General features: G+C 68.9%; 24 protein-coding genes and 2 riboswitches. Of the genes, 16 read left to right on the top strand and 8 right to left on the bottom strand.

Going from position 1 to position 24213, the window contains the following annotated elements; translation table 11 throughout:
• Window positions 1-27 precede the first annotated feature (27 nt).
• The 4 genes from DIE08_RS15910 (at window position 28) to DIE08_RS15895 (ending at window position 2842) form a co-directional block, all read left to right on the top strand.
• Window positions 28-867, top strand: a complete 840-nt coding sequence (locus DIE08_RS15910) for a formyltransferase family protein (RefSeq protein ID WP_059683350.1) — start codon at window positions 28-30, stop codon at window positions 865-867.
• Complete coding sequence (locus DIE08_RS15905) at window positions 867-1886, top strand: GNAT family N-acetyltransferase (RefSeq protein WP_124902456.1); 1020 nt, start codon at window positions 867-869, stop codon at window positions 1884-1886. Before DIE08_RS15910 ends, DIE08_RS15905 begins: the two co-directional genes overlap by 1 nt.
• Before the next feature lie 270 nt (window positions 1887-2156).
• Entirely contained in the window at window positions 2157-2423 is a 267-nt protein-coding gene (gene vapB, locus DIE08_RS15900; protein WP_124902455.1) for a type II toxin-antitoxin system VapB family antitoxin, read from the top strand.
• Window positions 2420-2842 carry a PIN domain-containing protein gene (locus DIE08_RS15895; protein ID WP_124902454.1) on the top strand — a complete coding sequence of 141 codons (423 nt, stop codon included), beginning with the start codon at window positions 2420-2422 and terminating at the stop codon, window positions 2840-2842. Before vapB ends, DIE08_RS15895 begins: the two co-directional genes overlap by 4 nt.
• 42 nt (window positions 2843-2884) lie before the next feature.
• Here the strand turns inward: DIE08_RS15895 and DIE08_RS15890 are convergent, their stop codons facing one another.
• On the bottom strand, window positions 2885-3790 hold the full coding sequence (locus tag DIE08_RS15890; protein WP_124902453.1) for a nucleotidyl transferase AbiEii/AbiGii toxin family protein: 906 nt from the start codon (window positions 3788-3790) through the stop codon (window positions 2885-2887).
• Window positions 3759-4826: a type IV toxin-antitoxin system AbiEi family antitoxin gene (locus tag DIE08_RS15885; RefSeq protein WP_124902452.1), complete on the bottom strand. Its 1068-nt coding sequence runs from the start codon at window positions 4824-4826 to the stop codon at window positions 3759-3761. The genes DIE08_RS15890 and DIE08_RS15885 overlap by 32 nt, the downstream gene beginning before the upstream one ends.
• Before the next feature lie 354 nt (window positions 4827-5180).
• Here DIE08_RS15885 and DIE08_RS15880 point away from each other — a divergent pair, with 354 nt between their 5' ends.
• Together DIE08_RS15880 and DIE08_RS15875 are read left to right on the top strand one after the other, a co-directional pair.
• Window positions 5181-6344 carry a M20 aminoacylase family protein gene (locus DIE08_RS15880; protein ID WP_124902451.1) on the top strand — a complete coding sequence of 388 codons (1164 nt, stop codon included), beginning with the start codon at window positions 5181-5183 and terminating at the stop codon, window positions 6342-6344.
• Window positions 6345-6514: 170 nt separating this feature from the next.
• Window positions 6515-7054 carry a hypothetical protein gene (locus tag DIE08_RS15875; protein WP_124902450.1) on the top strand — a complete coding sequence of 180 codons (540 nt, stop codon included), beginning with the start codon at window positions 6515-6517 and terminating at the stop codon, window positions 7052-7054.
• A 33-nt stretch (window positions 7055-7087) separates the two neighbouring features.
• Here the strand turns inward: DIE08_RS15875 and DIE08_RS15870 are convergent, their stop codons facing one another.
• Genes DIE08_RS15870 through cobA form a run of 4 tightly spaced genes read right to left on the bottom strand, consistent with a single transcriptional unit; the run spans window position 7088 to window position 10216 of the window.
• Entirely contained in the window at window positions 7088-8392 is a 1305-nt protein-coding gene (locus DIE08_RS15870; RefSeq protein ID WP_124902449.1) for a cobyrinate a,c-diamide synthase, read from the bottom strand.
• A gap of 3 nt (window positions 8393-8395) precedes the next feature.
• Window positions 8396-8998, bottom strand: coding sequence for a cob(I)yrinic acid a,c-diamide adenosyltransferase (gene cobO, locus DIE08_RS15865; RefSeq protein WP_059524395.1), 603 nt, complete (start codon window positions 8996-8998; stop codon window positions 8396-8398).
• A 34-nt stretch (window positions 8999-9032) separates the two neighbouring features.
• Window positions 9033-9410, bottom strand: coding sequence for a cobalamin biosynthesis protein (locus DIE08_RS15860; RefSeq protein WP_059606744.1), 378 nt, complete (start codon window positions 9408-9410; stop codon window positions 9033-9035).
• Window positions 9407-10216, bottom strand: coding sequence for a uroporphyrinogen-III C-methyltransferase (cobA, locus tag DIE08_RS15855; RefSeq protein ID WP_185715868.1), 810 nt, complete (start codon window positions 10214-10216; stop codon window positions 9407-9409). The genes DIE08_RS15860 and cobA overlap by 4 nt, the downstream gene beginning before the upstream one ends.
• Before the next feature lie 109 nt (window positions 10217-10325).
• Window positions 10326-10563, bottom strand: a riboswitch (cobalamin riboswitch).
• A 124-nt stretch (window positions 10564-10687) separates the two neighbouring features.
• Window positions 10688-10951: riboswitch (cobalamin riboswitch) on the top strand.
• Window positions 10952-11137: 186 nt separating this feature from the next.
• Between cobA and DIE08_RS15850 the strand changes: the two genes are divergently transcribed.
• The 8 genes from DIE08_RS15850 (at window position 11138) to DIE08_RS15815 (ending at window position 20478) form a co-directional block, all read left to right on the top strand.
• Window positions 11138-12196 (top strand): HoxN/HupN/NixA family nickel/cobalt transporter, encoded by a 1059-nt coding sequence (locus DIE08_RS15850; protein ID WP_124626179.1) that lies wholly within the window; start codon window positions 11138-11140, stop codon window positions 12194-12196.
• 25 nt (window positions 12197-12221) lie between these two features.
• Complete coding sequence (cobW, locus tag DIE08_RS15845; RefSeq protein WP_124902447.1) at window positions 12222-13310, top strand: cobalamin biosynthesis protein CobW; 1089 nt, start codon at window positions 12222-12224, stop codon at window positions 13308-13310.
• Between the two features lie 6 nt (window positions 13311-13316).
• Window positions 13317-17132, top strand: a complete 3816-nt coding sequence (gene cobN, locus DIE08_RS15840) for a cobaltochelatase subunit CobN (RefSeq protein ID WP_124902446.1) — start codon at window positions 13317-13319, stop codon at window positions 17130-17132.
• Window positions 17129-18217 (top strand): ATP-binding protein, encoded by a 1089-nt coding sequence (locus tag DIE08_RS15835; protein WP_124902445.1) that lies wholly within the window; start codon window positions 17129-17131, stop codon window positions 18215-18217. Before cobN ends, DIE08_RS15835 begins: the two co-directional genes overlap by 4 nt.
• A gap of 68 nt (window positions 18218-18285) precedes the next feature.
• Window positions 18286-18894 (top strand): VWA domain-containing protein, encoded by a 609-nt coding sequence (locus tag DIE08_RS15830; protein ID WP_124902444.1) that lies wholly within the window; start codon window positions 18286-18288, stop codon window positions 18892-18894.
• Window positions 18895-18969: 75 nt separating this feature from the next.
• The gene (locus DIE08_RS15825; RefSeq protein WP_124902443.1) at window positions 18970-19422 is read left to right on the top strand and encodes a YaiI/YqxD family protein; all 453 of its coding nucleotides are present in this window, start codon (window positions 18970-18972) and stop codon (window positions 19420-19422) included.
• A 120-nt stretch (window positions 19423-19542) separates the two neighbouring features.
• The gene (locus DIE08_RS15820) at window positions 19543-20115 is read left to right on the top strand and encodes a DUF1993 family protein (protein ID WP_124902442.1); all 573 of its coding nucleotides are present in this window, start codon (window positions 19543-19545) and stop codon (window positions 20113-20115) included.
• A 36-nt stretch (window positions 20116-20151) separates the two neighbouring features.
• Window positions 20152-20478, top strand: coding sequence for a low molecular weight protein tyrosine phosphatase family protein (locus DIE08_RS15815; protein WP_059683377.1), 327 nt, complete (start codon window positions 20152-20154; stop codon window positions 20476-20478).
• A gap of 15 nt (window positions 20479-20493) precedes the next feature.
• Here the strand turns inward: DIE08_RS15815 and DIE08_RS15810 are convergent, their stop codons facing one another.
• Window positions 20494-20922, bottom strand: a complete 429-nt coding sequence (locus DIE08_RS15810) for an NUDIX hydrolase (RefSeq protein WP_124902441.1) — start codon at window positions 20920-20922, stop codon at window positions 20494-20496.
• A 160-nt stretch (window positions 20923-21082) separates the two neighbouring features.
• Entirely contained in the window at window positions 21083-21328 is a 246-nt protein-coding gene (locus DIE08_RS15805) for a hypothetical protein (RefSeq protein WP_059606767.1), read from the bottom strand.
• 270 nt (window positions 21329-21598) lie between these two features.
• Here DIE08_RS15805 and DIE08_RS15800 point away from each other — a divergent pair, with 270 nt between their 5' ends.
• Window positions 21599-22765, top strand: coding sequence for a CaiB/BaiF CoA-transferase family protein (locus tag DIE08_RS15800; protein WP_124626195.1), 1167 nt, complete (start codon window positions 21599-21601; stop codon window positions 22763-22765).
• A 102-nt stretch (window positions 22766-22867) separates the two neighbouring features.
• Window positions 22868-24169, top strand: a complete 1302-nt coding sequence (locus tag DIE08_RS15795) for a CitMHS family transporter (RefSeq protein ID WP_124902440.1) — start codon at window positions 22868-22870, stop codon at window positions 24167-24169.
• The last annotated feature ends 44 nt before the right edge of the window (window positions 24170-24213 follow it).

Genomic DNA, 24213 nt, shown 5'->3' with positions numbered 1-24213 from the left:
TCGTCCGCCTTTTTCCACGACGCCTCCATGCCGAAGAAAAATCTCGTCTACATCCAGTCGCTGCGCAACGGCGCGGCCGATCGCGCCGGCCAGCCGGTCGCTTACCAGGGCGGCACGCGCTACATGAAGGCGCCGCTCGAATTCCTCGTCGAGCGCCTGAATGACTCGTCGCTCGGCGAACGCTATGCGCTCCAGGGTGTGATCGTCGACGACGACGAAGGCTCGCCGGCCGACCGCGCGAAGGTCGCAGACTACGGCTTCGCGCGCACGCCCGGCCGCCCGTGGATCCTGCCCGATGGGCTGACCGTGCAGGGCCGGCCGGTCGACGAACTGTTCTGCACGATTGCATCGACGTACCGCCGGTTGCCGCGCGACGCGCGTGAGCGCGTGACGGGCAAGCAGGCGTTCGAGCGCCGCCTGCTCGAACGCCTGCTCGAACTCGACGCCGACGTGGTCGTGCTCGACGGGCTGCTCGTGATCCTCGACGAGCTCGTGCGTCCCGGCGCGCGCTTTCATCGTCGCATCGCGAACATCCACCCCGGCATCACGGCCGACGATTCGCCATACCAGAGGCGCGGTGCGTGGGCGACGCTCGACGCGCTGCACGGCGCGCGTGGCGAACGGGTCGACTGGGCGACCGGCGCGACCTCGCGCGTCGAACCCGTGACGATGACGGGCGCTTCGTTCCACTACGTCGACAACGGCATCGATTCCGGCGAGGTGATCTGCGACGTGCTCGACACGCCGATCGCGCCGGACGACACGATTCTCGAACTGCGCTGGAACAACTTCCAGCGCAGCCTGTTTCCGGCGCTCGAGCGGGGGCTGCACATCCTCGCCGATCGCCACGACGCGGGAGCACTGTGATGGAAGACACGCTGACGAAACCGGCCGACAAGGAAGCGGACGCCGTCGAAGGCGAGGTCGCCGCGGCACTCGACGGCGCCGCGCACGGGCAGGAGCCGCCCGCCGCCGAGCGCACGCTCGACACGTGGCGGCCCGACGATCCGCCGGCCGCGCTGCTCGCGGAGTTCGTTGCGCTGTTCAATACGGAAACGCGGCACGATGCGGCGACGGTGTCGGTGCCGCTTGGCGGCGCCGATCCGGCGGCTATCGCGTCGTACGTCGCGCGCGCGGTGCGCGACGGCGTGATCGATGACGCACGGATCGCGGGCGACCGGCTGCGCCTCGCCGCATCGCGTGCGACGTTCTGGCAGAATCCGCAGCCGTGGCTGAAGGCGCCCGCATCGGGCGGGATGCCGCTGCGCTACACGATCACGAACGGCCACCGGCATCCGGTGCGGCCGCCGTCGCCGGCCGGCGAGATCTATTCACGCTACATGCCGCAGGTCGGGATGACGTTCAGCCTGCGCACCGTCGACATCGCTACGCATGCGCAGTTGTTCAGCGACTGGATGAACCTCGATCGCGTCGCGCATTTCTGGGACCAGCGCGGCACGCTCGACGAACACGCCGCCTATCTCGCGGAGCGGCTCGCCGACCCGCACATGCATCCGATGATCGGCTATTTCGACGATACGCCGTTCGGCTATTTCGAGTTCTACTGGGCGAAGGAGGACCGGCTCGCGCCGTTCTACGACGCGCACGACTACGATCGCGGGCTGCACTTGCTGATCGGCGATTCACGCTTCCAGAGCGCGGGCAAGCTGCATGCGTGGTGGAGCGGGGTGCTGCACTACATGTTCGTCGACGAACCGCGCACGCAGCGGCTCGTGGGCGAGCCGCGCGTCGATCACGTGCGGCATATCGCGTACATGCACCGGCTCGGGTTCTACACGCTGAAGGAGTTCGACTTCCCGCACAAGCGCGCGGCGCTCACCGTAATGGAGCGCGAAACATTCTTCGACACTTTCCGGTTGCCGTGACGGGATGGGCGCGCGAAGTGTCGATGCGTCGATTCGCACATGTCGACGTTTCGCGCGACTTGAAAGGGGGCACACATCGGCCGTTCGGGATAGGGATCGGGCGGGCGGCATGAGGAAGAATGGATCGCTCCCTCAATGCAGACAGGTCGTGACGACATGGCAAGCACATCCGCAACAGCATCAAGCGCAATCCCCGGCTCGCATGCCTCGACGTTGACAGATGCCGGCATATGTCTAGAGTGGGCGCATCGTACTCCCATGGAGTGGCTCATGCGCACCGTTTCCATTTTCAAGAACGCTCGTAACCAGGCAATCCGCATCCCGAAGGACATGGAATTCGAGGGCGTGACGGAACTCGAGATCCGTCGCGAGGGCGACACGCTCCTGCTGCGCCCGGTGCGGCCGACCTGGCTGTCGTTGGCGAGTGAACCGCTGGCCGATGCCGACTTCCTCGTCGAGCGCCCGGCTGTCGTCGAAGCCGGGCGTTTCGACCTGTCCGGCACGGATGGCGACGCACAAACGGAGTCGGGCCGGTGACCACGCTCGACATGCTCGATACGAACATCTGTTCGTTCATCATGCGCGAGCGGCCGCCCGCGGTGCTGGCCGGGCTGCAATCGTGCGTCAACGCGCAGCACCGGATCGTCGTGTCGGCGATTACCTATGCAGAAATGCGATTCGGCGCGGTCGGCAGAAAGGCATCGCCGAAGCATGCGGAACTCGTGACGGCGTTTGTCGCGCGGCTGGACGGCGTGCTGTCGTGGGATACCGCGGCGGTCGATGCAGCGGCTGCGATTCGTGTCGACCTTGCCACACGCGGGACACCGATCGGCGCGAACGATGCATCGATCGCCGGTCATGCGATCGCGGCCGGTGCCGTGCTCGTCACGAACAATGGTCGCGAATTCAGCCGCGTCGCGGGGTTGTCGCTCGAACACTGGGCGGCCTCGGCCTAGGGCCGAGAATGTGCGATGGCGTTGCGGTCGCGCGGCCGCACGTCACGTCCGGGGAACGGGCGAATCGGTGAGAAAGGCGTCGCGGAATGCGTCGAGATACCGGTCGGCGTCATCGCTGAATTCGCCCGGCAGCAGCGCGAACGCGCGTGCCTGCAGATCCTGTCCGAGCGTCGCGTAGATCGCTGCGTCGGATAACAGCGCGCGGATCGCATCGTGCGTTTGCCGCGAAGCAATCCGCCTTGCATCGCGCGCCTGCAGCGCGGCCGCCGCCAGTTCAGGCTGGAAACCGTGCCGCTCGAGCAGGTCGGGCGCGACGTCCCAGATCCGCTCGCGATTACCCGCGTCGTGAAAATGCGTGAGCAGGAACAGCAGGTCGTACGCGTCGCTGTTCTGGCGTGCGCGCCGATCCTTCCACGCGAGCAACTTCAACAGCGCAAGGGCCGGCAGGCTCGCCACCGGCACCTCGATGCCGGCCGCGATCAACACGACCAGCGCCGTATCGACCGCCTCCTGAAAGCCCAGCACGTTCAGCACGAAATCGCCGCCCGGTGGCCATGCGATTTCGCCGGGTGGCGCCTCGAGCGGCCCGAACGGCACGAGATCGAGCTCCGTGCGAAAGCCTTGCGTCCCGCTGTCGAACAGCAGTTTCTGCTGATGCTTCGGCGCGCGTGCGAATTGCTTCGTCGCGACGAGCGCATCGACGAGCCGTTCGTGAAACGGCCAGCTCACCGCGCACACCGCGACGTCGACGTCCCGCGTCGCACGCACCGGCCGGATGCCGTGGACATGCCACATCAGGATGTCGCGCGCGGTCGCGCCGGCGACGACGAATGCCGCGTCGAGCTGCGCACAAGCCGCACGGACCGCCTGCAGCAACGCGACCGCCGCCGGCTCGAGCGGCCGGCGCGCGTCGACTTCAAGCGGGCGGGTGGGCGAGGTATCGGTCATGGATGTGTTCGGCGGCGGCAAGATTGCGGCTGTCTCCGGACGAGACGAGATCCGCGTAGATCAGCAGCGGCGGCACGAGCGGCACGTCCTGCTCGCGCCAGTCGAGCGCCGGCGACGGCGGCCAGAATGCTTCGAGCAGCTCGACGTCGCCGCGCTCGTCCGGGCGCAGGCGCGCCTGGAGCAGCAGGCGGTTCGACACGGCGCCGTGCGTATAGGCGGTGACCGCGGCCGGCTTCAGGTCGTGCGTCAGCAGGTCGGCCGCAGGTTCGCCGCCGAGCCGCGCGTCGAATGCCGCGAAATCGAAACCGCGCCACCAGTCGGGCGCGAGCGCGGCAAACCGCCGGCTCGGCAATTTCGCGCGCAGGCGGCTCGGGTACAGCGCGACCCATTCCTGCACGAAGCGCGGCCAGTCGGTAAACGCGCGTTCGCCGTTGCGCCGCTGCGCGATGAGGCCGCGTGTGATCAGATCGTCCATTGCGAGATTGACCGTGCCGAGCGCGACGCCCGACGCGGCGGCGATCGCCCGGAGCGGTTGCGTGACGAGGCTCGGCTGCGTCGCGAGCGCGAACATCACGGCGAGCCCCTTGGGCGTCGTCGCGCGTGATGCCTGCCGGCGTGGCGTGCGTGCAGGTTTCGGCCGGCCGGAGATCATCACCGTCGCCTCCGGCTGGATCAGGCACGCGTTGCCGGCGGTATCGATAAACGGGATGTCGTGCTCGATCAGGCGGGCGGCCAGTTCGGCCGATAAATACGGCGCGACCAGCATCAGCGGCCGCTCGGCGGACGCTGGAGGAGCGCGGCGGCGTAACGCGGCGAGCGCGCCGTGCAGCGATTCGACGCCGACGCTCACAACCACCGGCATCTCGAATGTTTGCCCGGCAATGCCGAAGCGGATCATCGCGTCGGCATGCGCGTGGTATGCGGCCGGCACGCGCACGGGCCGTGCGTTGAAGCGCCGGGTCGCGCGTTCGAACGCGGCACAGGCTTCGTCGAGCACATGCTGTTCCGTTATCGGCAGGGTGGCGTGCTGGGGCATCGGGCGGATCGCTTGTTCACTTTTTCACGAGTGTATGCAAAAAATGTACATCCGTCAAAAAATGAACAAAGACGCTCAACCAGTTGATATGACGGAATTATTCCGGAATGACGAACGGCGATCAACGCGCACTCCAACATGAAAAATCGAGACGGAACACGCAGTCTCGCTAATCCCGCTCGCGGGCGACAGTCGCCCGCATGACCGTTTTCTTCCGCCGTGCGATTCGTCGTGCGCCCCGACGATTGGCAGGCAACCTCAGGTTGTCGCCGTGACGACTTTCTGTCTTTTCGGTTGCCGTTCAACCGACTATCCTTGCCTGCACATTCCCCACGGAACCCAGGAGACGACACCGTGACGCACAGCGTGATCCCCGCAGGCCTCGCCGACGAAATGATCGAGATCCGGCACCGCATTCATGCCCACCCCGAGCTGGGTTTCGAGGAATTCGCGACGAGCGACCTCGTCGCCGGGCAGTTGCAGGCGTGGGGCTATACGGTGCATCGCGGGCTCGGCGGCACGGGTGTCGTCGCGCAGCTGAAGGTCGGCAACGGTACGCAGCGCCTCGGCCTGCGCGCCGACATGGACGCGCTGCCGATCCACGAATCGAACGGCCTGCCGTACCAGAGCACGATCCCCGGCAAGATGCACGCGTGCGGCCACGACGGCCACACGGCGATGCTGCTCGCGGCCGCGAAGCACCTGGCGCGCGAGCGCCGCTTTTCCGGCACGCTGAACCTGATTTTCCAGCCGGCCGAGGAAGGGCTCGGCGGCGCGAAGAAAATGCTCGACGACGGGCTGTTCGAGCAGTTCCCGTGCGACGCGATCTTCGCGATGCACAACATGCCGGGTTTCCCGACGGGCAAGTTCGGCTTCCTGCCGGGGCCGTTCATGGCGTCGTCGGATACCGTGATCGTCGACGTGCAGGGGCGCGGCGGCCACGGCGCGGTGCCGCACCGGGCGATCGACCCGGTCGTCGTGTGCGCGCAGATCGTCGTCGCGCTGCAGACGATCGTGTCGCGCAACGTGTCGCCGCTCGACATGGCGATCGTCACGGTGGGCGCGATCCACGCGGGCGAGGCGCCGAACGTGATTCCCGACCGCGCGCAGATGCGCCTGTCCGTGCGCGCGCTGAAGCCGGAGGTGCGCGACCTGCTCGAGACGCGCATCAAGGAAGTCGTTCATGCGCAGGCGGCCGTGTTCGGCGCGACCGCGACGATCGACTACCAGCGCCGCTACCCGGTGCTCGTCAACGACGCGGAGATGACCGCGTTCGCACGCGGCGTCGCGCGCGAGTGGGTCGGCGAGGCGAACCTCATCGACGGGATGGTGCCGCTCACCGGCAGCGAGGATTTCGCGTTCCTGCTCGAGAAGCGGCCGGGCTGCTACCTGATCATCGGCAATGGCGACGGGGAGGGCGGCTGCATGGTGCACAACCCCGGTTACGACTTCAACGACGCGGCATTGCCGACCGGCGCATCGTACTGGGTCAAGCTGGCCGAGACGTTCCTGGTGTGACGCCGCGGCACATCGATGCGGGCGCCGCCGCCCGTTGCACACCCGCGCGGCCGTGAAACCGGGCGCGCGGGATGCGCGCCGATTTGACGCTCCTTGACATCGACGACACGGTGCGCGTGCTACGCTGCGCGCGACGCCGGATCGGCTCGATGAATACAGGTGTGGACGACATGCGAAAACAGTTTCTGACCGTGCTGACGGCTTGCGCGGTCGGCGTTCTGGCGGCCGGGTGCGACGACCAGAAGGTGGCTGACGCGGTGAATGCGATCAAGCCCGATCCGATGGCGTTCGGCAATCTGCAGCCGGGCGTCTCGACGACCGAGGACGTGCTGCGCCAGGCTGGCAAGCCCGAGATGGTCAGGCAGGGCGAGGACGGCTCGCAGCGGTTCGAGTATCCGCGCGGCCCGTACGGCACGAGCACGTACATGCTCGATTTCGGGCCGGACGGCCGACTCGTGTCGATCACTCAGGCACTGACGGCGGCGAACATCGCGAAGGTCGTGCCGGGGGTGTCGAAGGACGACGTGCGGCAACTGCTCGGCAAGCCGACCGAGGTCGCGCAATACGCGTTGAGTCATGAAGAAGTGTGGAGCTGGCACTGGGCCGAGGGCGGCGTATCGGGCGACGCGATGTTCAATGCGCATTTCTCGCCCGACGGCACCGTGATCCGGACTTCGCGCTCGGAAGCGCCGGGCCGCGAAAGGCACTGACATCGCGGCTGCGCGGCATCCGACGGTTTTTCGTCAGAATGCCGTGCCGCCGAACAGCGCGGCCGCCATTTCGGGATTCGACGGCCAGTACATGTGCATGTACGTCGCGACGATCGGGCCCGCGCGATAAACGGCTTCACCGCTGCCGGGCGCGCCGTCGGGCCGCGCAGCGGTCGCCACCGGTGCCAGCGGCGTATCGAGCCGCGAATAATGAAACGTATGACCGTGCATCGGCCCGGTGCGCGTGTCCAGCTGCTGCATCCCGAGCGCCGCGAACCGGCGCTGCATCGTCGCATGACCCGACAGCAGGCCGAGCATCGGCGTCGTCGAGCCGTCCACATCGGTCAGCGATTCGCACAGATACACCATCCCGCCGCATTCCGCGACGATCGGCCGGCTGGCCGCCGCGTGCGCGCGAATCGTCCGCGCGGTCACGGCATTCGCCGCGAGCGTCGCCGCATGCAGTTCCGGATAGCCGCCCGGCAGGAACAGCGCATCGCAATCGGGGGGCACGGGTTCGTCGGCGAGCGGCGAAAAGAACCGAAGCTGCGCACCGAGCGCATCGAGCAGCGCCAGATTCGCCGGGTAGATGAACGAGAACGCCGCATCGCGCGCGATCGCGATCCGCTTGCCGGCGAGTGCACGCGGCAGCGGGGCGCGGACGTCCGGTGCCGCGAACGAAACCGCGGGCGGCAATTCGGCGAGCGCCGTCTGCGCGAGCACGTCGGCCACGCGCTCGAGCCGCGCATCGAGGTCGTCGATGTCGGCCGGCTGGTGCAGGCCGAGATGGCGCTCCGGCAGCGCGATGCCCGCATCGGCCGGCACGTGCCCGAGCCAGCGCAAGTCGTCGGGCAACGCCTGCCGCAGCAGTTCCGCATGCCGCGGCGACCCGACGCGGTTTGCCAGCACGCCGTGAAACGGCACCTCGGGGCGGAACCGCGCGAGCCCGAACGCGATCGCCGCGAACGTCTGCGCCATCGACTTCGCGGCAATCACCGCGACGACCGGCACGCCGAACGCGACCGCGAGATCGGCGCTGCTCGGGGTGCCGTCGAACAACCCCATTACACCTTCGATCAGGATCAGGTCCGCGTCGCGTGCGGCATCGGCGAGCAGCGCACGGCAGCCGGCTTCCCCGACCATGCCGAGGTCGAGCGCATGCACGGGGGCGCCGCTCGCGCGTTCGAGCAACATCGGATCGAGAAAATCAGGCCCGGTCTTGAACACGCGCACGCGCCGGCCGAGCCGCCGGTGCAACCGCGCGAGGCCGGCCGTCACCGACGTCTTGCCCTGGCCGGACGCGGGCGCGCTGACGAACAGCGCGGGGCAGGCCGGCATCGCTCAGAACTCCACGCCGGGCTGCGCCTTCACGCCTTGCTCCTTGTACGGATGCTTGACGAGCCGCATTTCGGTGACGAGGTCGGCCGCATCGATCAGTGCATCCGGCGCATGCCGGCCGGTGACGACGACGTGCACCGAATCCGGCCGCCCGACGAGCGTCGCGAGCACTTCGTCGAGCGGCAGATATTCGTACTTCAGCACGGTGTTCAGCTCGTCGAGGATCACCATCCGGTACTCACCGCTTTCGATCATCCGGCGTGCCTCGTCCCAGCCTTTGCGCGCAGTCGCGATGTCGGCGTCGCGGTTCTGCGTGTTCCACGTGTAGCCGTCGCCCATCGTCACGAAGTCGCATTGCGCGACCGCGCCGAGGAAGTCGCGCTCGGACGTGTGCAGCGCGCCCTTGATGAACTGCACGACGCCGAGCCGCATGCCGTGGCCGAGCACGCGCACGGCCATGCCGAACGCGGCCGTGCTCTTGCCCTTGCCGTTACCGGTGTTGACGATCAGCAGGCCCTTTTCCTGGGTGGCGGCGGCCTGCTTTTTTTCATGGCCGGCGCGGCGGCGTTCGGTCATCCGCTGATGGGATTCGGCATCGGTCTTCATCGGGAATCGTCCTGTCGAAAGCGAAACAAAGTGTTCAGAGCGGGCCGGCGAGCGCGACCGTCACGCCGCCCAGGATGGATTTGGGGCCGAGCAGCCGGCCCCGCGGCGCCGCGAGCCGAGCGCACGGCTCGGCCACGCCCGCGACGCCGAAACGCGCGAGCGCGGCAGCCGACGGACCGCTCAATGCCGGCTCGGGGCACTGCGCGAGCTGCGCCGCGTCGAACGCGACGAGCGGCCAGCCGCGGCGGGCGCACAGCGTGCGCAGCGGCCGGGCACGCGCCTTGTCGGCAAGCGTCGCGACGATGGCCGGCTCGGCATCCGGGTAGTGCGCCAGCGCCGCGCGGATCGCGGCATCGAGTTGCGCGGCCGTCACGTCCGCGCGAAAACCGACGCCGAGCGCGACGCGCATCATGCACGGCCGCCGAGCGCCGCGCGCACTGCCGGATCGTCGGCGAGCGCCGCGACGCGGCCGATCACGACGATCGCGGGCGAACCGATACCGGTCGCGTCCACGCGTTCGACGACGGTGTCGAGCGTCGCGAGCACGTGCCGCTGCCCGTCACGCGTCGCGTTCTCGATCGCCGCGCACGGCATGTCGTCGGGCATGCCGCCGTCGCGCAGCGCGGCCACGATCGCGTCGAGCCGGCGTATGCCCATGTAGATCACGATCGTCATCCGCGTCGCGGCCAGCGCGCGCCAGTCGGGCTCGTCGGCACCCGCGCCGTGGCCCGTGACGAAGATCACGCCCTGCGCATCGCCACGATGCGTGACCGGAATGCCGAGCGCGGCCGGGGCCGCGATACCGGCCGTGATGCCATGTACGACCTCGACCGGGAAACCCGCCGCGCCGAGCGCGAGCAGCTCCTCGCCGCCGCGGCCGAACACGAACGGATCGCCGCCCTTGAGCCGCGCGACGCTGCGGCCTGCGCGCAGATGCGCGAGCATCGCGGCGACGATCGCTTCCTGCGGTGTCGACGCATGGCCGCCGCGCTTGCCGACGTGCTCGATGCGCGCGTCCGCGCGCGCATGGCGCAATACGTCGGGGTTCACGAGGTCGTCGACGAGCAGCACATCGGCCGCGGCGATCGCTCGCACGGCCTTCAGCGTCAGCAGATCGGCGTCGCCGGGGCCGGCGCCGACGAGCCAGGCGCGGCTCATCGGACGCGGCACGGCGCACACCGTGTCGTGGCAGTGGAAAGGGGACGGCGAGCGGCGCATCGGCGGCCGGCGGACAGGCAAGGCATGATGGATCGGGCGAAGCCCGCGCGAACGCGGGCGGGAAGCGCACCCCATCCGTCCCCCGCGGATCGGGCGTTCGGCGAGCAGCGGGCTCGCCCCTTGCGTCGGCCGGTATCCGGGCTGGCCGCTTGCCAGACCGCAGCCTTCCCGCCCGCTGAAGGGCAGTGGCATCGCGGGCGGCCTGGGCGCGTGCGGGGGGAACCGCGGCGCGCGGGCGGCGTACCGTTGCGGGGACAGCACAGGCCGGGCGGGCTTCCGCCTCCTGTTTCCCGTTTAACTGCGTGCGCGGAAATGCGCATGCGAGCACCGAACGCGGCGCATACGATAGCACAGCGGTCGGCCCGCGCGAACCCGCCCCGCGGGCGCCGCGAGCGCCCCGGCACGATGCCGCGGCCGTGCCGAACGCGCCGAGGCGGCCCGTTCCGCCTTGACGCTCCCCGCACCGCCGCCTACACTCGCACGCGTTTTGGTGCTCGCGCGCGCTCCTCCGGCGCGCGCAGTTAAACGGGAAACAGGGAGCCTGCCTGCACCGCAGTCGAGCCAACCTGTGCTGCCCCCGCAACGGTAAGCGAACGCATCGCGCCCAGCGCGATGCAGCGCCGCTTCGCCGCATGCCTGCCGCATGCGGACGACAGCCACTGGATGCCGCGCATCCGGGAAGGCGAAGCGGCGTGTTCGTCAGCCCGGATACCGGCCAGAACGTGGGGTTCAGCGCCGCGGGGAGGCGGCGCATCGTCCACGGCCGCAGCACGCCCGACGCCCGAACGTTGCCCGCTTCCTCCGCCGACCCGTCAGCCGCAGCACGCGCGCGGGCCGGGGCGAGGAACGGCCAGCGGCACAGGCGGGGCCGACGACGGCCGTGTTGGCATTCACCATGTCGACCGTTCGCAAAGGAGCATCATGCTCGACTCGTTCTTCCGCCTGTTCAACGACAGCCCATCCGGGCTGCGCGGCAAAATCGTCGCGATCTATTCATTGCTCGTCGCATTCAACGTCGGCGCGTGGATCTGGGCCTTCGTCGCGTTTCGCGACCAGCCCGTGCTGCTGGGTACCGCGCTGCTCGCCTACGTGTTCGGCCTGCGCCACGCGGTCGACGCCGACCACATCGCCGCGATCGACAACGTCACGCGCAAGCTGATGCAGGAGGGCCGCAGCCCGCTGGGCGCGGGCCTGTTCTTCTCGCTCGGCCATTCGACGGTGGTGATCGTGATGTCGGTTGTGGTCGCGCTGACCGCGGCGTCGCTCGCGCGCTTCGAGAGCATGAAGACCTGGGGCGGCGTGATCAGCACGAGCGTGTCGGCGTTCTTCCTGCTGGTGCTCGCGGCCGCCAACCTGCTGATCCTGATCTCCGTCTACCGGACGTTTCGCGCGGCCCGCCGCGGCGAGACGATCGTCGACGCCGACCTCGACATGCTGATGAACCAGCGCGGCGTGCTGGCCCGCCTGTTCCGGCCGTTGTTCCGACTCGTGTCGCGCAGCTGGCACCTGTATCCGGTCGGCTTCCTGTTCGGCTTCGGCTTCGATACCGCGACCGAAATCGCGCTGTTCGGCATTTCGGCCACGCAGGTGCAGGGCGGTCTGTCGTTCTGGTCGGTGATGGTGCTGCCGGTGCTGTTCACCGCGGGCATGACGCTCGTCGACACGACGGACGGCATCCTGATGATGGGCGCGTACCGCTGGGCGTACGTGCGGCCGATCCGCAAGATCTACTACAACATGACGATCACGTTCGTGTCGGTGCTGGTCGCCGCGCTGATCGGCGGCATCGAGGTGCTCGCGCTGCTCGCGGATAAACTGTCGCTGCAAGGACCCGTCTGGGATTTCTCCACGATGGTCGCATCGCATTTCGGGATGCTCGGCTACGTCGTGATCGGCCTGTTCCTCGCGTGCTGGATCGTGTCGGCCGCGATCTATCGCCTCAAACGCTACGACGAGATCGACGTGACGCTCTCGGCCTGACACCCTTTTCGACACAGGACCCACCATGACCTTACGCAAGCTTCCCGTCACGATCGTCACGGGCTTTCTCGGCAGCGGCAAGACCACGCTGATGCGCCATATCCTGCAGTACGCCCAAGGCCGCCGCATTGCGGTGATCGTCAACGAATTCGGCGAGCTCGGCATCGACGGCGAAATCCTCAAGGGCTGCGGCATCGGCTGCGAGGACGCAGACGGCGTGCAGGGCGAAGCGTCGGGCCAGCTGTACGAACTCGCGAACGGCTGCCTGTGCTGCACCGTGCAGGAGGAGTTCTATCCGGTGATGGAAGCGCTCGTCGAGCGCCGTGCCGACATCGATCACGTGTTGATCGAGACGTCGGGCCTCGCGCTGCCGAAGCCGCTCGTGCAGGCCTTCAACTGGCCGACGATCCGCAACAGCTTCACGGTCGACGCGGTCGTGACCGTCGTCGACGGTCCGGCCGCCGCGAGCGGCCAGTTCGCCGAGAACCCGCAGGCCGTCGACGCGCAGCGCCGCGCCGATCCGAACCTCGACCACGAATCGCCGCTGCACGAACTGTTCGCCGACCAGCTGTCGTCCGCCGATCTCGTGATCGTGAACAAGGCCGATCTCGTCGCCGACGCGCAGTTTGCCGAGGTCGAAGCCGCGATCCGCGAGGAAATCCCGCCGCAGGTGAAGATTGTGCGCGCGACGCGTGGCGAACTGGACGTCGCGATGCTGCTCGGGCTCGAATCGGCGTCGGAGGAAACGATTCACCTGCGGCACGACCATCACGGCTCGGCCGACGACGGCGATCACGACCACCATCACGACGATTTCGATTCGGTGGTGGTGTCGGGCGATGCGGGCACGCGCGAAGCGACGATCGCCGCGCTGCAGCGTGTCGTCGAGACGCACACGATCTACCGCGCGAAAGGGTTCGCCGCGCTGCCCGATGCGCCGATGCGGCTCGTGATCCAGGGTGTCGGCCGACGCTTCGACAGCTACTTCGACCGTCGCTGGCAGGACGGCGAAGCGCGTGCGAGCCGCTTCGTGCTGATCGGCGAGGATCTCGACGCGGCCGCGCTGCAGCGCGCGTTCGACGCCGCGTGCGCGGCCGACCTGCAACAGGCGTAACGCGCGATGCATCTGCTGCGCACCACGCCGGGCGGGTTCGTCGACGATACGCAGGGCGTCGTCCGGATCGACCAGCAGCCGGCCGACATCGTGATCCTGAGCTCGGCCGACACGACGCTGTCGCTGCTGGCCAGCGTCGTGCCGAAACTGCCTGCCGGCTTTCCGAGCGTGCGGCTTGCGAACGTCACGTTCCTGCGGCAGCCGGCGTCGGTCGATTTCTATGTCGACGACGTGCTGCGTCACGCGAAGACGGTCGTGATCGATCATCTGGGCGGCGAAGCATACTGGCCGTACGGGATCGAGCAGGCCGTGTCGCTCGCGTCGAAACGGAAGCAGCAGCTGGCGATGTTCTCGGGCGACCTGCAGGAAGACCCGAACCTCGTCGCGAAGAGCACGGTCGCGCCCGACCTGTGCCGGCGGTGGTGGCGCTATCTGCGCGAAGGCGGAAGGCACAACGCCGAGGCGTTGCTGCGCAGCATCGCGTTCCATACGCTCGGATTCGGCGACGAGCCCGAGCTGCCGCGCCCGCTGCCGGCCGCCGCGCTGTACCACCCGGCGCGCGACCCGGCGAGCGTCGACGACTGGCGGGCGCACTGGACGCCCGGCGCACCCGTCGTCGCGATCCTGTTCTATCGCGCGCACTGGCAGGCCGCGAACACCGCGGTGTTCGACGCGCTGGCCGACGCGCTCGTGCGCGAGGGGCTCAATCCGTTGCCGATCGCGGTGACGTCATTGAAGGATGCGGTGAGTCGCGAGGTCATCACGCAGCTGTGCGACACGCACGATGTCGCGCTCGTGCTGAACACCACCGCTTTCGCGGCCGGCGCGATCGACAGCCCCGAGCCCGACGTGCTCGCCGGCGATGCACCGGTGCTGCAGGTGATCCTGTCCGGCGGCAACCGCGACGCGTGGGTGGCCGACAACCAGGGGCTGCATGCGCGCGACATCGCGATGCACATCGCGTTGCCCGAGGTCGACGGGCGCATCGTCACGCGCGCGGTGAGCTTCAAGGGGCTGGCATATCGTTGTCCGCACACCGAAGTCGACGTCGTGCGCTACCAGCCGGACGCCGAACGAATCGCGTTCGTCGCGGCGCTCGCGCGCGGCTGGTGCCGGCTGCGCACGCTCGACAATGCCGACAAGCGCATCGCGCTGATCCTCGCGAACTATCCGCAAAGCGAAGGGCGGATCGGCAACGGCGTCGGGCTCGACACGCCGGCGTCCGCACTGCATGTGCTGGCGGCGCTGCGCGATGCCGGCTATGCCGTGGCCGACCTGCCGGCCGATGGCGACGCGCTGATCGCGCGACTCACCGAAGGCGTCACCAACGACCCGGCCGTGCATGCGTTGCGCCCCGCATTCCAGAGCTTCGCGCTGGCCGATTACGTCGCGCGTTTCTCGCGTCTGCCGGCCGCCGTGCGCGACGCGCTGAACGCACGCTGGGGCCCGCCCGAAGCGGACCCGACGCTGCGGCAGGGGCGCTTCACGATTGCCGGCTGGCGCGCGGGCAACGTGTTCGTCGGCATCCAGCCGTCGCGCTCGCGCGGCGAGAACGACTATGCGAGCTACCACGATGCGGACCTGGTGCCGCCGCACGCGTATCTCGCGTTCTACTTCTGGCTGCGCGATGCGTTCGGCATCGACGCGGTCATCCACCTCGGCAAGCACGGCAACCTCGAATGGCTGCCGGGCAAGAGCGTCGCGCTGTCCGACGCGTGCTGGCCCGACCTGACGCTCGGGCCACTGCCGCATCTGTATCCGTTCATCGTCAACGATCCGGGCGAGGGCAGCCAGGCGAAGCGCCGCGCGCAGGCCGTGATCATCGATCACCTGATGCCGCCGCTCACGCGCGCGGAAAACTACGGCCCGCTGCAGGATCTCGAACGGCAGGTCGACGAATACTACGAAGCGCTGATGGTCGACGCGCGCCGCGCGAAGCTGCTGCGCAAGACGATCCTCGCGACGATCACCGAACACCGGCTGCACGACGAACTGAGCGTGTCGCCGCCGCGCGATGCGGGCGACGAGGATGCGCTGCTGACGCGCGTCGACGCGTGGCTGTGCGAATTGAAGGAAGCACAGATTCGCGACGGGCTGCACGTGTTCGGGGTGTCCCCCACCGACCGTCAGCGACGGGACACACTGCTCGCGCTCGCGCGTTTTCCGGTCGGCGACGGCAAGGGCGAACGCGCGGGGCTGATCGGCGCGCTCGCGCGCGATCTCGCGCTCGGCGACGATTTCGATCCGCTCGCGGCCGACTGGGCCGCACCGTGGACGGGCCCGCGGCCGGCCGTTCTGCAAGCGCTCGACGCGTCGCCGTGGCGCCACGCCGGCGACACGCGCGAGCGGCTCGAACGGCTCGCGCAGCATTGGCTCGACGGCCTGTGCGCGACTGTTTCCGGCGCGACCGGCGCCGATGCGGACCCAACGCCGCCCGGCGACTGGCCGCACACGCGCGCCGTGCTCGAACGCGTGCGCTCGACGCTGCTGCCCGCACTCGACGCATGCGGCGGCGAGGAACTGCGCCAGCTGCTGCGCGGGCTCGACGGCTGCTTCGTGCCGCCGGGGCCGAGCGGCTCGCCGTCGCGCGGCCGGCCCGACGTGCTGCCGACGGGCCGCAACTTCTATTCGGTCGATACGCGCGCGGTGCCGACGCAGGCCGCCTGGTCGCTCGGACTGAAATCCGCGCAGCAGCTGATCGAACGCCATCTGCAGGATCACGGCGACTATCCGCGCGCGATCGGGCTGTCGGTCTGGGGGACGGCCACGATGCGCACCGGCGGCGACGACATCGCGCAGGCGTTCGCGCTCCTCGGCGTGCGGCCGAAATGGGCGCATGGCAGCCACCGCGTGACCGACTTCGAGATCCTGCCGATCGAGATCTTCGACCGGCCGCGCATCGACGTGACGCTGCGCGTGTCGGGCTTCTTCCGCGACGCCTTCCCGAACCTGATGCACCTGTTCGACGCGGCCGTGCAGGCCGTTGCCGCGCTCGACGAGCCCGAGGCACTTAACCCGATCCGCGCGCGCGTCGAACGCGAACGCGCGAAATGGATCGAGCAGGGCGTGGCGCCGGACGAAGCGCGGCGTCGTGCCGGCTGGCGCGTGTTCGGCGCGCGGCCGGGCAGCTACGGCGCGGGCCTGCAGGACCTGATCGACCAGCGCCGCTGGCAGACCGACGCCGATCTCGCCGATGCGTACCGCCAGTGGGGCGGCCATGCGTACGCGCAGAACAGCGCCGGCGACGCCGCGCCCGACGTGTTCGGCGAACGGCTCGCGACGATCGACGTCGTCGTGCAGAACCAGGACAGCCGCGAACACGACATCCTCGATTCGAACGACTACTACCAGTTCCAGGGCGGGATGACGGCAGCCGTGCGGCACCTGTCGGGGCAGCAGCCGAGCATCTACCACGGCGACCATGCGAACCCGGTCGCGCCGAAGATGCGCACGTTGCGCGAGGAAATCGCGCGCGTGATCCGTTCGCGCGTCGTCAACCCGAAATGGCTCGACGGCGTGAAACGCCATGGCTACAAGGGCGCGGCCGAAATGGCCGCGACCGTCGACTACCTGTACGGCTATGACGCGACCGCGCGCGTGCTGTCGGACCACCAGTACGCGCTCGTCGCCGACGCGTACCTGTTCGACGGCGACACGCGCGCGTTCCTCGAACGGCACAACCCGAAGGCGCTGCACGGCATCTGCGAACGCTTCGTCGAAGCGATGCAGCGGGGGCTGTGGCAGCAGCCGGGCGACTATCGCGAGCGGATCGAAGCGGTCTGGCTCGACAGCGAACAATTTCAGGAAGGAGGACGGCGATGACCGATCCGACGACGCATCGCGCCCGCGCGGTATTCCCGTTCGCAGCGCTGGTCGCGCAGCAACCGCTGCAGCGGGCGCTGCTGCTCGCGGCGATCGACCCGTCGCTCGGCGGCGTGCTCGTCAGCGGGCCGCGCGGCACCGCGAAATCGACCGCCGCACGCGCGCTCGCCGAACTGCTGCCTGAAGGGGCATTCGTCACGCTGCCGCTGTCGGCGAGCGACGAACAGGTCACGGGCACGCTTGATCTCGCACATGCGCTCGCTGAAAACGGCGTGCGCTTCCGGCCGGGCCTGCTCGCGCGCGCGCATCGTGGCGTGCTGTACGTCGACGAGGTGAACCTGCTCGCCGACGGGCTCGTCGATACGCTGCTCGACGTCGCCGCGAGCGGCGTGAACGTGGTCGAGCGCGATGGCGTGTCGCATGCGCACGACGCGCGCTTCGTGCTGGTCGGCACGATGAATCCCGAAGAAGGCGAACTGCGCCCGCAACTGCTCGACCGCTTCGGGCTGATGGTCGAGCTCGAGAACTGCTTCGATGCCGCGCAGCGCGAGCGGATCGTGAAGGCGCGCCTCGCGTTCGATCTCGACCCGGACGCGTTTCGTGCACGTCACGCGGCCGCGCAGCGCGAACTCGGCGACCGGATTCACGCGGCGCGGGCACGGTTGTCGGCGCTGGATTTCGACGATGCGGTTCATGCGCGCGTCAGCGCGCTGTGCATCGACGCGGCCGTCGACGGCCTGCGCGCCGACCTCGTGATGCTGCGCGCCGCGCGCGCGCTCGCGGCGCTGGAGCAGGCCGACGCGGTGACGGTGTCGCACGTCGAACGTGTGGCCGACGCGGTGCTGCGGCATCGGCGTCATGCGGGTACGCCGCCGTCGTCGGGCGCGACGCAGTCGAATGCAGAGGCCGGCGGCAACCGCGACGACGATACGCCGCCGGATATGCGCCGGCAGCCCGAGCCTCCACCAGGCGCGGCCCGAAACGACGCGACTGCGGCGCAAGGCGACTGGGGCTACCTGCCGCCCGAGCCGGTCGGACTGCGTGACGTGAAGAGCGTGGTGCCGCTGCCGTTAAAAAAACGCTGAGCCATCGAGCCGACGCCGCCGCGAACGCCGTTCGCGGTCCTCGATGGCAACCAGGCGCTGCCACGCGCGTGCCGGGCACGGTGCGTGCCGGCACGGCGGTTGCATGGCTGGCGACGCTCGCCGCGAAACGCGGTGACCCGCTGCACGCCGACCATTTGCGTTTCCGCAAGCGGACCGGCACACCGCGCGCACTCCATTGTTTCGTGCTCGACTGTTCTGCGTCGATGCTGTCGCACGATCGGCTCGCGCTCGCGAAAGGCCTGATCGTCGCGTACTTCGATCAGGCCGCGCGCGACCGCGTGGAAACCGCGCTGATCTGCTTCGGCGGCAACGGCGCCGCGCGGCGCTTCGGCCCGGCCGTGCCGCGCTGGTGGAATGCGCGCTGGCTCGAACCGGTGGACGGCGGCGGCGGCACGCCGCTTGCCGACGGCATCTCGGCCGCCGCGCAATTGCTCGCGGGCGTCGCACGGCGTACGCCGGACCGGCAGCGCTGGCTATGGGTACTGTCCGACGGCCGCACGCGCGAAACGCCGTCGAGACCGACGGCCGCCGATCACGTCGTGTTCGTCGACTTCGACGACGCGGCCGTGCGAATCGGGCAGGGCAGACGGCTCGCCGATGCATGGGACGCGCAATGGATGACGGCCGCATCACTGTGCCCCGGGCCGGCCGGCTGATCGCGTGGTCAGCCGTGCGCGGCGATCGCCGGCGCTGCGCTATGATCGCCTTTTCTCCCCACCGGAATGCCTGCCATGCAAGTACTCGTCGATGCCGACGCGTGTCCCGCCGTCATCAAGGACATGCTGTTTCGCGCCGCGCGTCGTGCCGAGATCTGCGTGACGCTGGTCGCGAACCAGTTCCTGCGCACGCCGCCGTCTCCGTTCATCAAGGCGTTGCAGGTGCCGGCCGGCTTCGACGTGGCCGATGCGCGGATCGTCGAACTCGCGGAAGCCGGCGATCTCGTCATCACCGCCGACATCCCGCTGGCAGCTGCCGTCCTCGACAAGGGCGCGCATGCGCTCGACCCGCGCGGCAACTGGTTCAGCCGCGAGAACATCGAGGAACGGCTGTCGACTCGCGCGATGATGGAACAGCTGCGCAGTGCAGGCATCGATACAGGCGGCCCGGCCCCGTTCAGCGTACGCGACGGCAAGACGTTCGCGTCGCAATTCGATCGGTTCCTGGCACGCCACGGCAAGCCGTGACATACCGGGCGTCGATCGCGTGACACGTCACCGGTGTCGCGTCGAAACGTCGGCTACGGCAGAATACGGATTCGCCCCGACATTGATGTCGTGGCGCGAACGCCTCATCGGAGAGCATGGATGTCACCGACCCAACTTCTCGTTCCGACCTTCACCCAGATGCTGCGCGCGCAATCCGCGTGGCTCGACAAGGCCGCCGCGCACCGGCAGGCCGAGGACAGCGCGCCCGATGCATTGCTGACGCTCAAGCTCGCGCCCGACATGTATCCGCTCGCCGCCCAGGTGAGGTTTTCGTGCTTCCAGGCAATGGAACCGGTCTATCGTCTGCGCGGCGAAGCGCTGCCGGACGCGCTGCTGGCGTTGCGGGAAGCCGGCTGGCATGCCGACGCGCAGCCCGGCACGCTGAGCGACGCGCAAGGGATCGTCGCCGGCACGATCGCATTCCTCGGCGAACTCGCGCCCGACGCACTCGATGGCGGCGCCGCGCTGCCGATCGCGCTCGAACTGCCGAACGGCATCGCGTTCGACATGACGGGCGAACAGTACGCGCGCGACTGGGCGCTGCCGCAGTTCTACTTTCACGCGATCGCCGCGTACGCGATCCTGCGCCATCACGGCGTCGAGCTCGGCAAGGCCGACTACGTGCCGCACATGCTGGCCTACGTGCGGCCCGGCACGATTCCGCAGGGTTGAACGGTCGAGCGGACGATCCGGCCGCCGTGCACCGGCATGACACGGGCCCTGTTCATCTGTAGCCGCAACCGGCTGCGCAGCCCCACGGCCGAGGCGGTGTTCGCCGCGTGGCCGGGCGTCGAAACCGACTCCGCGGGCCTCGCGCCCGACGCGCAGACGCGCTTGTCCGCCGAGCAACTCGAATGGGCCGAGATCGTGTTCGTGATGGAGCGTGCACACAAGGCGAAGCTGTCCGCGCGATTCGGCATCCGGCTGAAGCACAAGAAGATCGTCTGCCTCGACATTCCCGACCGCTACGCGTACATGCAGCCCGAACTGGTCGCGCTGCTCGAGCGCAAGGCCGGTCCGTTGCTGCGCACCTGAGCCGCGCGGGCCGGTTCAGCGCTCGCGGAGCCGCCCGTCCGCGAGCGCGGGAAAGCGGTCGAGGTGCAGCAGTTCGATGATCTTGCGGGTCGGCACGCTGGCGCGCAGCGTCTCGAGCTGTTCGACGTCGAACCACTTGCAGCGCGCAATCTCGTTGCTCGCGCGCGGCGTCAGGTGTTTCGGCACGTCGGCCACGAACACATGATGGAGCTTCGTGAGGCCGCCGAACTGCACCGCATAGTCGAGCACGAGCCCCTCCAGCCGCGTTTCCTCCGCCAGTTCCCGCTGCGCTGCCTCCAGCGGCGTCTCGCCGCGCCGGATCGTGCCGCCCGGCAGCGACCAGCGCGCCGCGGTGCGGGCGACCAGCAGCACGCTGCTGCGCTGGCGGCACACGATCGTGGCGCGTTCCTTGATGCTGGCGACGGTATCCGGCCCGATATTCATGTTCGGCAAAACAGGTGCTGAATCGTGGAGGAAATGTAGGTCGACCGGCGTTGCCGGCCTGTCGCCCGATCGTCGGGCACGACGGCATGCAAGCCGCCGCGCCGATCATACCGGGCGTTCATGACAGTTCCGTGCGTTGTCGCGCGCAACGCGCATCGCATCACGCGTGCGTGTAGAGCCCCGTGCGTGCCGGTTTCCCGGACCGCCCACGACGCCGCTTGTGGATCGCACGCCGGTGCTGATGCGGTGGCGGCGTCACGTGCGGGCGCGTGGGCGCGGGCCGTGCCGTCGGCGCGGCGGCTCGCGGCTGTGATTGTCCCTCGCCAAAATGGAAGGTCTGGGTTTGCGCGCGGGCGACGCCCAGCGTCGACGCCAGCATGATGGCCGCGAGCAGCATGTGTTTCATGAAAGGTCCGCCTTTATTCAGTGAGCACCTTGCGCCAGCTTAACGAACCGCGGCCCGGCGCCGCAACCGGCCAGCGTTCGGTGTCGTCCCCACTTGCGGGCGGCCGCGTTCTTCACACGGCTGCCGGGCATATCCGGCTTGACAATAAAATTCCTGAGTGTGAATATAAATTCACATACAGGAATTATCGTTCGAGTCCGGGAACCCGTGCCGCCGCTGTCGGCACGGCGGAACAGACGGTCCGATCAACCGGGAGCAGGAGCGAGACGCATGGCGGAGCTGGAGCAGCAGGGCGCGTTGGCGGGGTTGCGCATCATCGATCTGTCGCGGGTGCTGGGCGGCCCGTACGCGACGCAGATTCTCGCCGACCACGGCGCGGAGGTGATCAAGGTCGAACCGCCGTCGGGCGACGAGACGCGCACCTGGGGGCCGCCGTTCGACGGCGACACCGCGTCGTATTTCCTCGGCGTGAACCGCAACAAGCTCGGCATCGCGCTCGACCTGACGAAGCCGGAGGATCGCGAGCGGCTGCTCGGCCTGCTCGAGCACGCCGACGCGCTGGTCGAAAACTTCAAGATCGGCACGATGGAGCGCTGGGGCCTCGGCTTCGATACGCTGCACGCACGCTTTCCGCGTCTCGTCCATTGCCGCGTGTCGGGCTTCGGCGCGGACGGCCCGCTCGGCGGGCTGCCCGGCTACGACGCGGCCGTGCAGGCACTGGCCGGGCTGATGAGCGTAAACGGCGAGGCGGGCGGCGCGCCGCTGCGCGTCGGCGTGCCGATCGTCGATCTCGTCACCGGGCTGAACGCGGCGCTCGGCGTGCTGATGGCGCTGCGCGAACGCGATGCGAGCGGGCGCGGCCAATTCGTCGAATCGACGCTGTTCGACTGCGCGCTGTCGATCCTGCATCCGCATACGCCGAACTTCTTCCATTCGGGGCGGGCCCCGGTGCGCACCGGCAACGCGCATCCGAACATCACGCCTTACGACAGCTTTCCGACCGCGAGCGTCGACATCTTTCTCGCGGTCGGCAACAACGGGCAGTTCGCCGCGCTGTGCGACGTCCTCGGCACGCGCGAGTGGCCCGACGATCCGCGCTTCGTCGACAACCGCGCGCGCAGCGCGAACCGCGCCGCATTGCGCGCGCTGCTCGAAACGGCACTGGCCGAACACGACGGCGCGGCACTGGCCGAGCAGCTGATGCGCCGCGGCGTGCCGTGCGCGCCCGTGCTCGGGCTCGACGCGGCGCTCGACCATCCGCACGTCGCGCATCGCCAGATGAAGGTCGAACTGGGTCGGCATCGCGGCATCGCGTCGCCGATCAAGCTCGGCCGCACGCCGGCCACGTACCGGCGGCCGCCGCCCGCGCTGAACGAACACGCGGCGCAGGTGTTTGCGGACGACGCACGCGACGACAACGGCCCGCGTCGCAACTGACCCGCATCGCGGCCGGCGGCGTGCGGCACCGCACGCCCGCGCCCCCTTCGCACATCACACCGCGTCGCACCGGACACGCGCCGCTGCAAGAGGAGACACATCATGCTCGCATGGATCGGCGCGACCGCGATCGTCGCGCTGTTCGGCCTGATCATCACGAAGCGGCTGTCGCCGCTCGTCGCGCTGATCGTCGTGCCGGTGGCCGCGTCGCTCGCGGCCGGCTTCGGACTCTCGACCGGCAAGTTCATCGTGCACGGCGTGCAGAATATCGGCCCCATCGCCGGGATGTTCGTTTTTGCAATTCTTTTTTTCGGTATCCTCACCGATGCGGGGATGCTCGACCCGATCATCGCGGGCGTGCTGCGCGTGATCGGCTGCCATCCGCCGCGCATCGTGACGGGCTCGGCGCTGCTCGCGCTGCTGATCCATCTGGACGGCTCGGGCGCCGTCACGTTTCTCGTCACGCTGCCCGCGATGATGCCGCTCTACACACGGCTCGGCATGGACCGGCGGATCCTCGCGTGCGTCGCGTCGATGGCGGCCGGCGTCAACTTCCTGCCGTGGGTCGGACCGATGCTGCGCGCGTCGGCCGCCTTGCACATTCCCGGTTCGGCGATCTTCATGCCGATGATCCCGGTGCAGATCGTCGGGCTCGCGTTCGTGTTCGGCACCGCCTACGTCCTCGGCGTGCGCGAGGCGAAGCGGCTCGGGCTCGATCGCGCCGGCGCGGCATCGCTCGCGATCGCGCCGCGCGAGCTGACCGACGCCGAACGCGCGCTGCGCCGGCCCGGCCGTTTCCGGATCAACCTGGCGCTGACGCTCGTCGTGCTCGGCACGCTCGTGTCGGGCATCGTCGACCCGATGGTGATGTTCATGCTCGGCACGGTGGCCGCGCTCGTCATCAACTATCCGGACGTGCAGGCGCAGCGCGAGCGGATCGACGCGCATGCGAAGGCCGCGCTGATGATGGCGAGCGTGCTGCTCGCGGCCGGCGCGTTCACCGGGATCATGTCCGGCACCGGGATGCTCAAGGCAATGGCCGAGGTCGTCGTCGCGCACGTTCCGGTCGAGCATGCGCGCCACATGCCGTTCGTGCTCGGCCTGCTGTCGATGCCGCTCAGCCTGCTGTTCGATCCCGACTCGTTCTACTTCGGCGTGCTGCCGGTGCTCGCGGAGAGCGCGAAGCTGCTCGGCGTGCCGCCGATCCAGATGGCGCAGGCCGCGCTGCTCGGCCAGATGACGACCGGTTTTCCGGTCAGTCCGCTCACGCCAGCGACGTTCCTGATCGTCGGCCTGACCGGCGTCGAGCTGGCCGAGCACCAGAAATTCACGATTCCGTTCCTGTTCGCCGCCACCGTGCTGATGGTCTTCGCCGCAGTCGCGACGGGCGTGTTTCCGTTGTGAGCGTCCGCGTATCCGTCGCGCCGGCCTCCACCAAGAAGGCCGCT

Source organism: Burkholderia sp. Bp9004 (assembly GCF_003858025.1).
Taxonomy (GTDB): domain Bacteria; phylum Pseudomonadota; class Gammaproteobacteria; order Burkholderiales; family Burkholderiaceae; genus Burkholderia; species Burkholderia diffusa.
The sequence above is the reverse complement of the archived record's forward strand: the minus strand, read 5'-3'. Positions and strand labels throughout refer to the sequence as shown.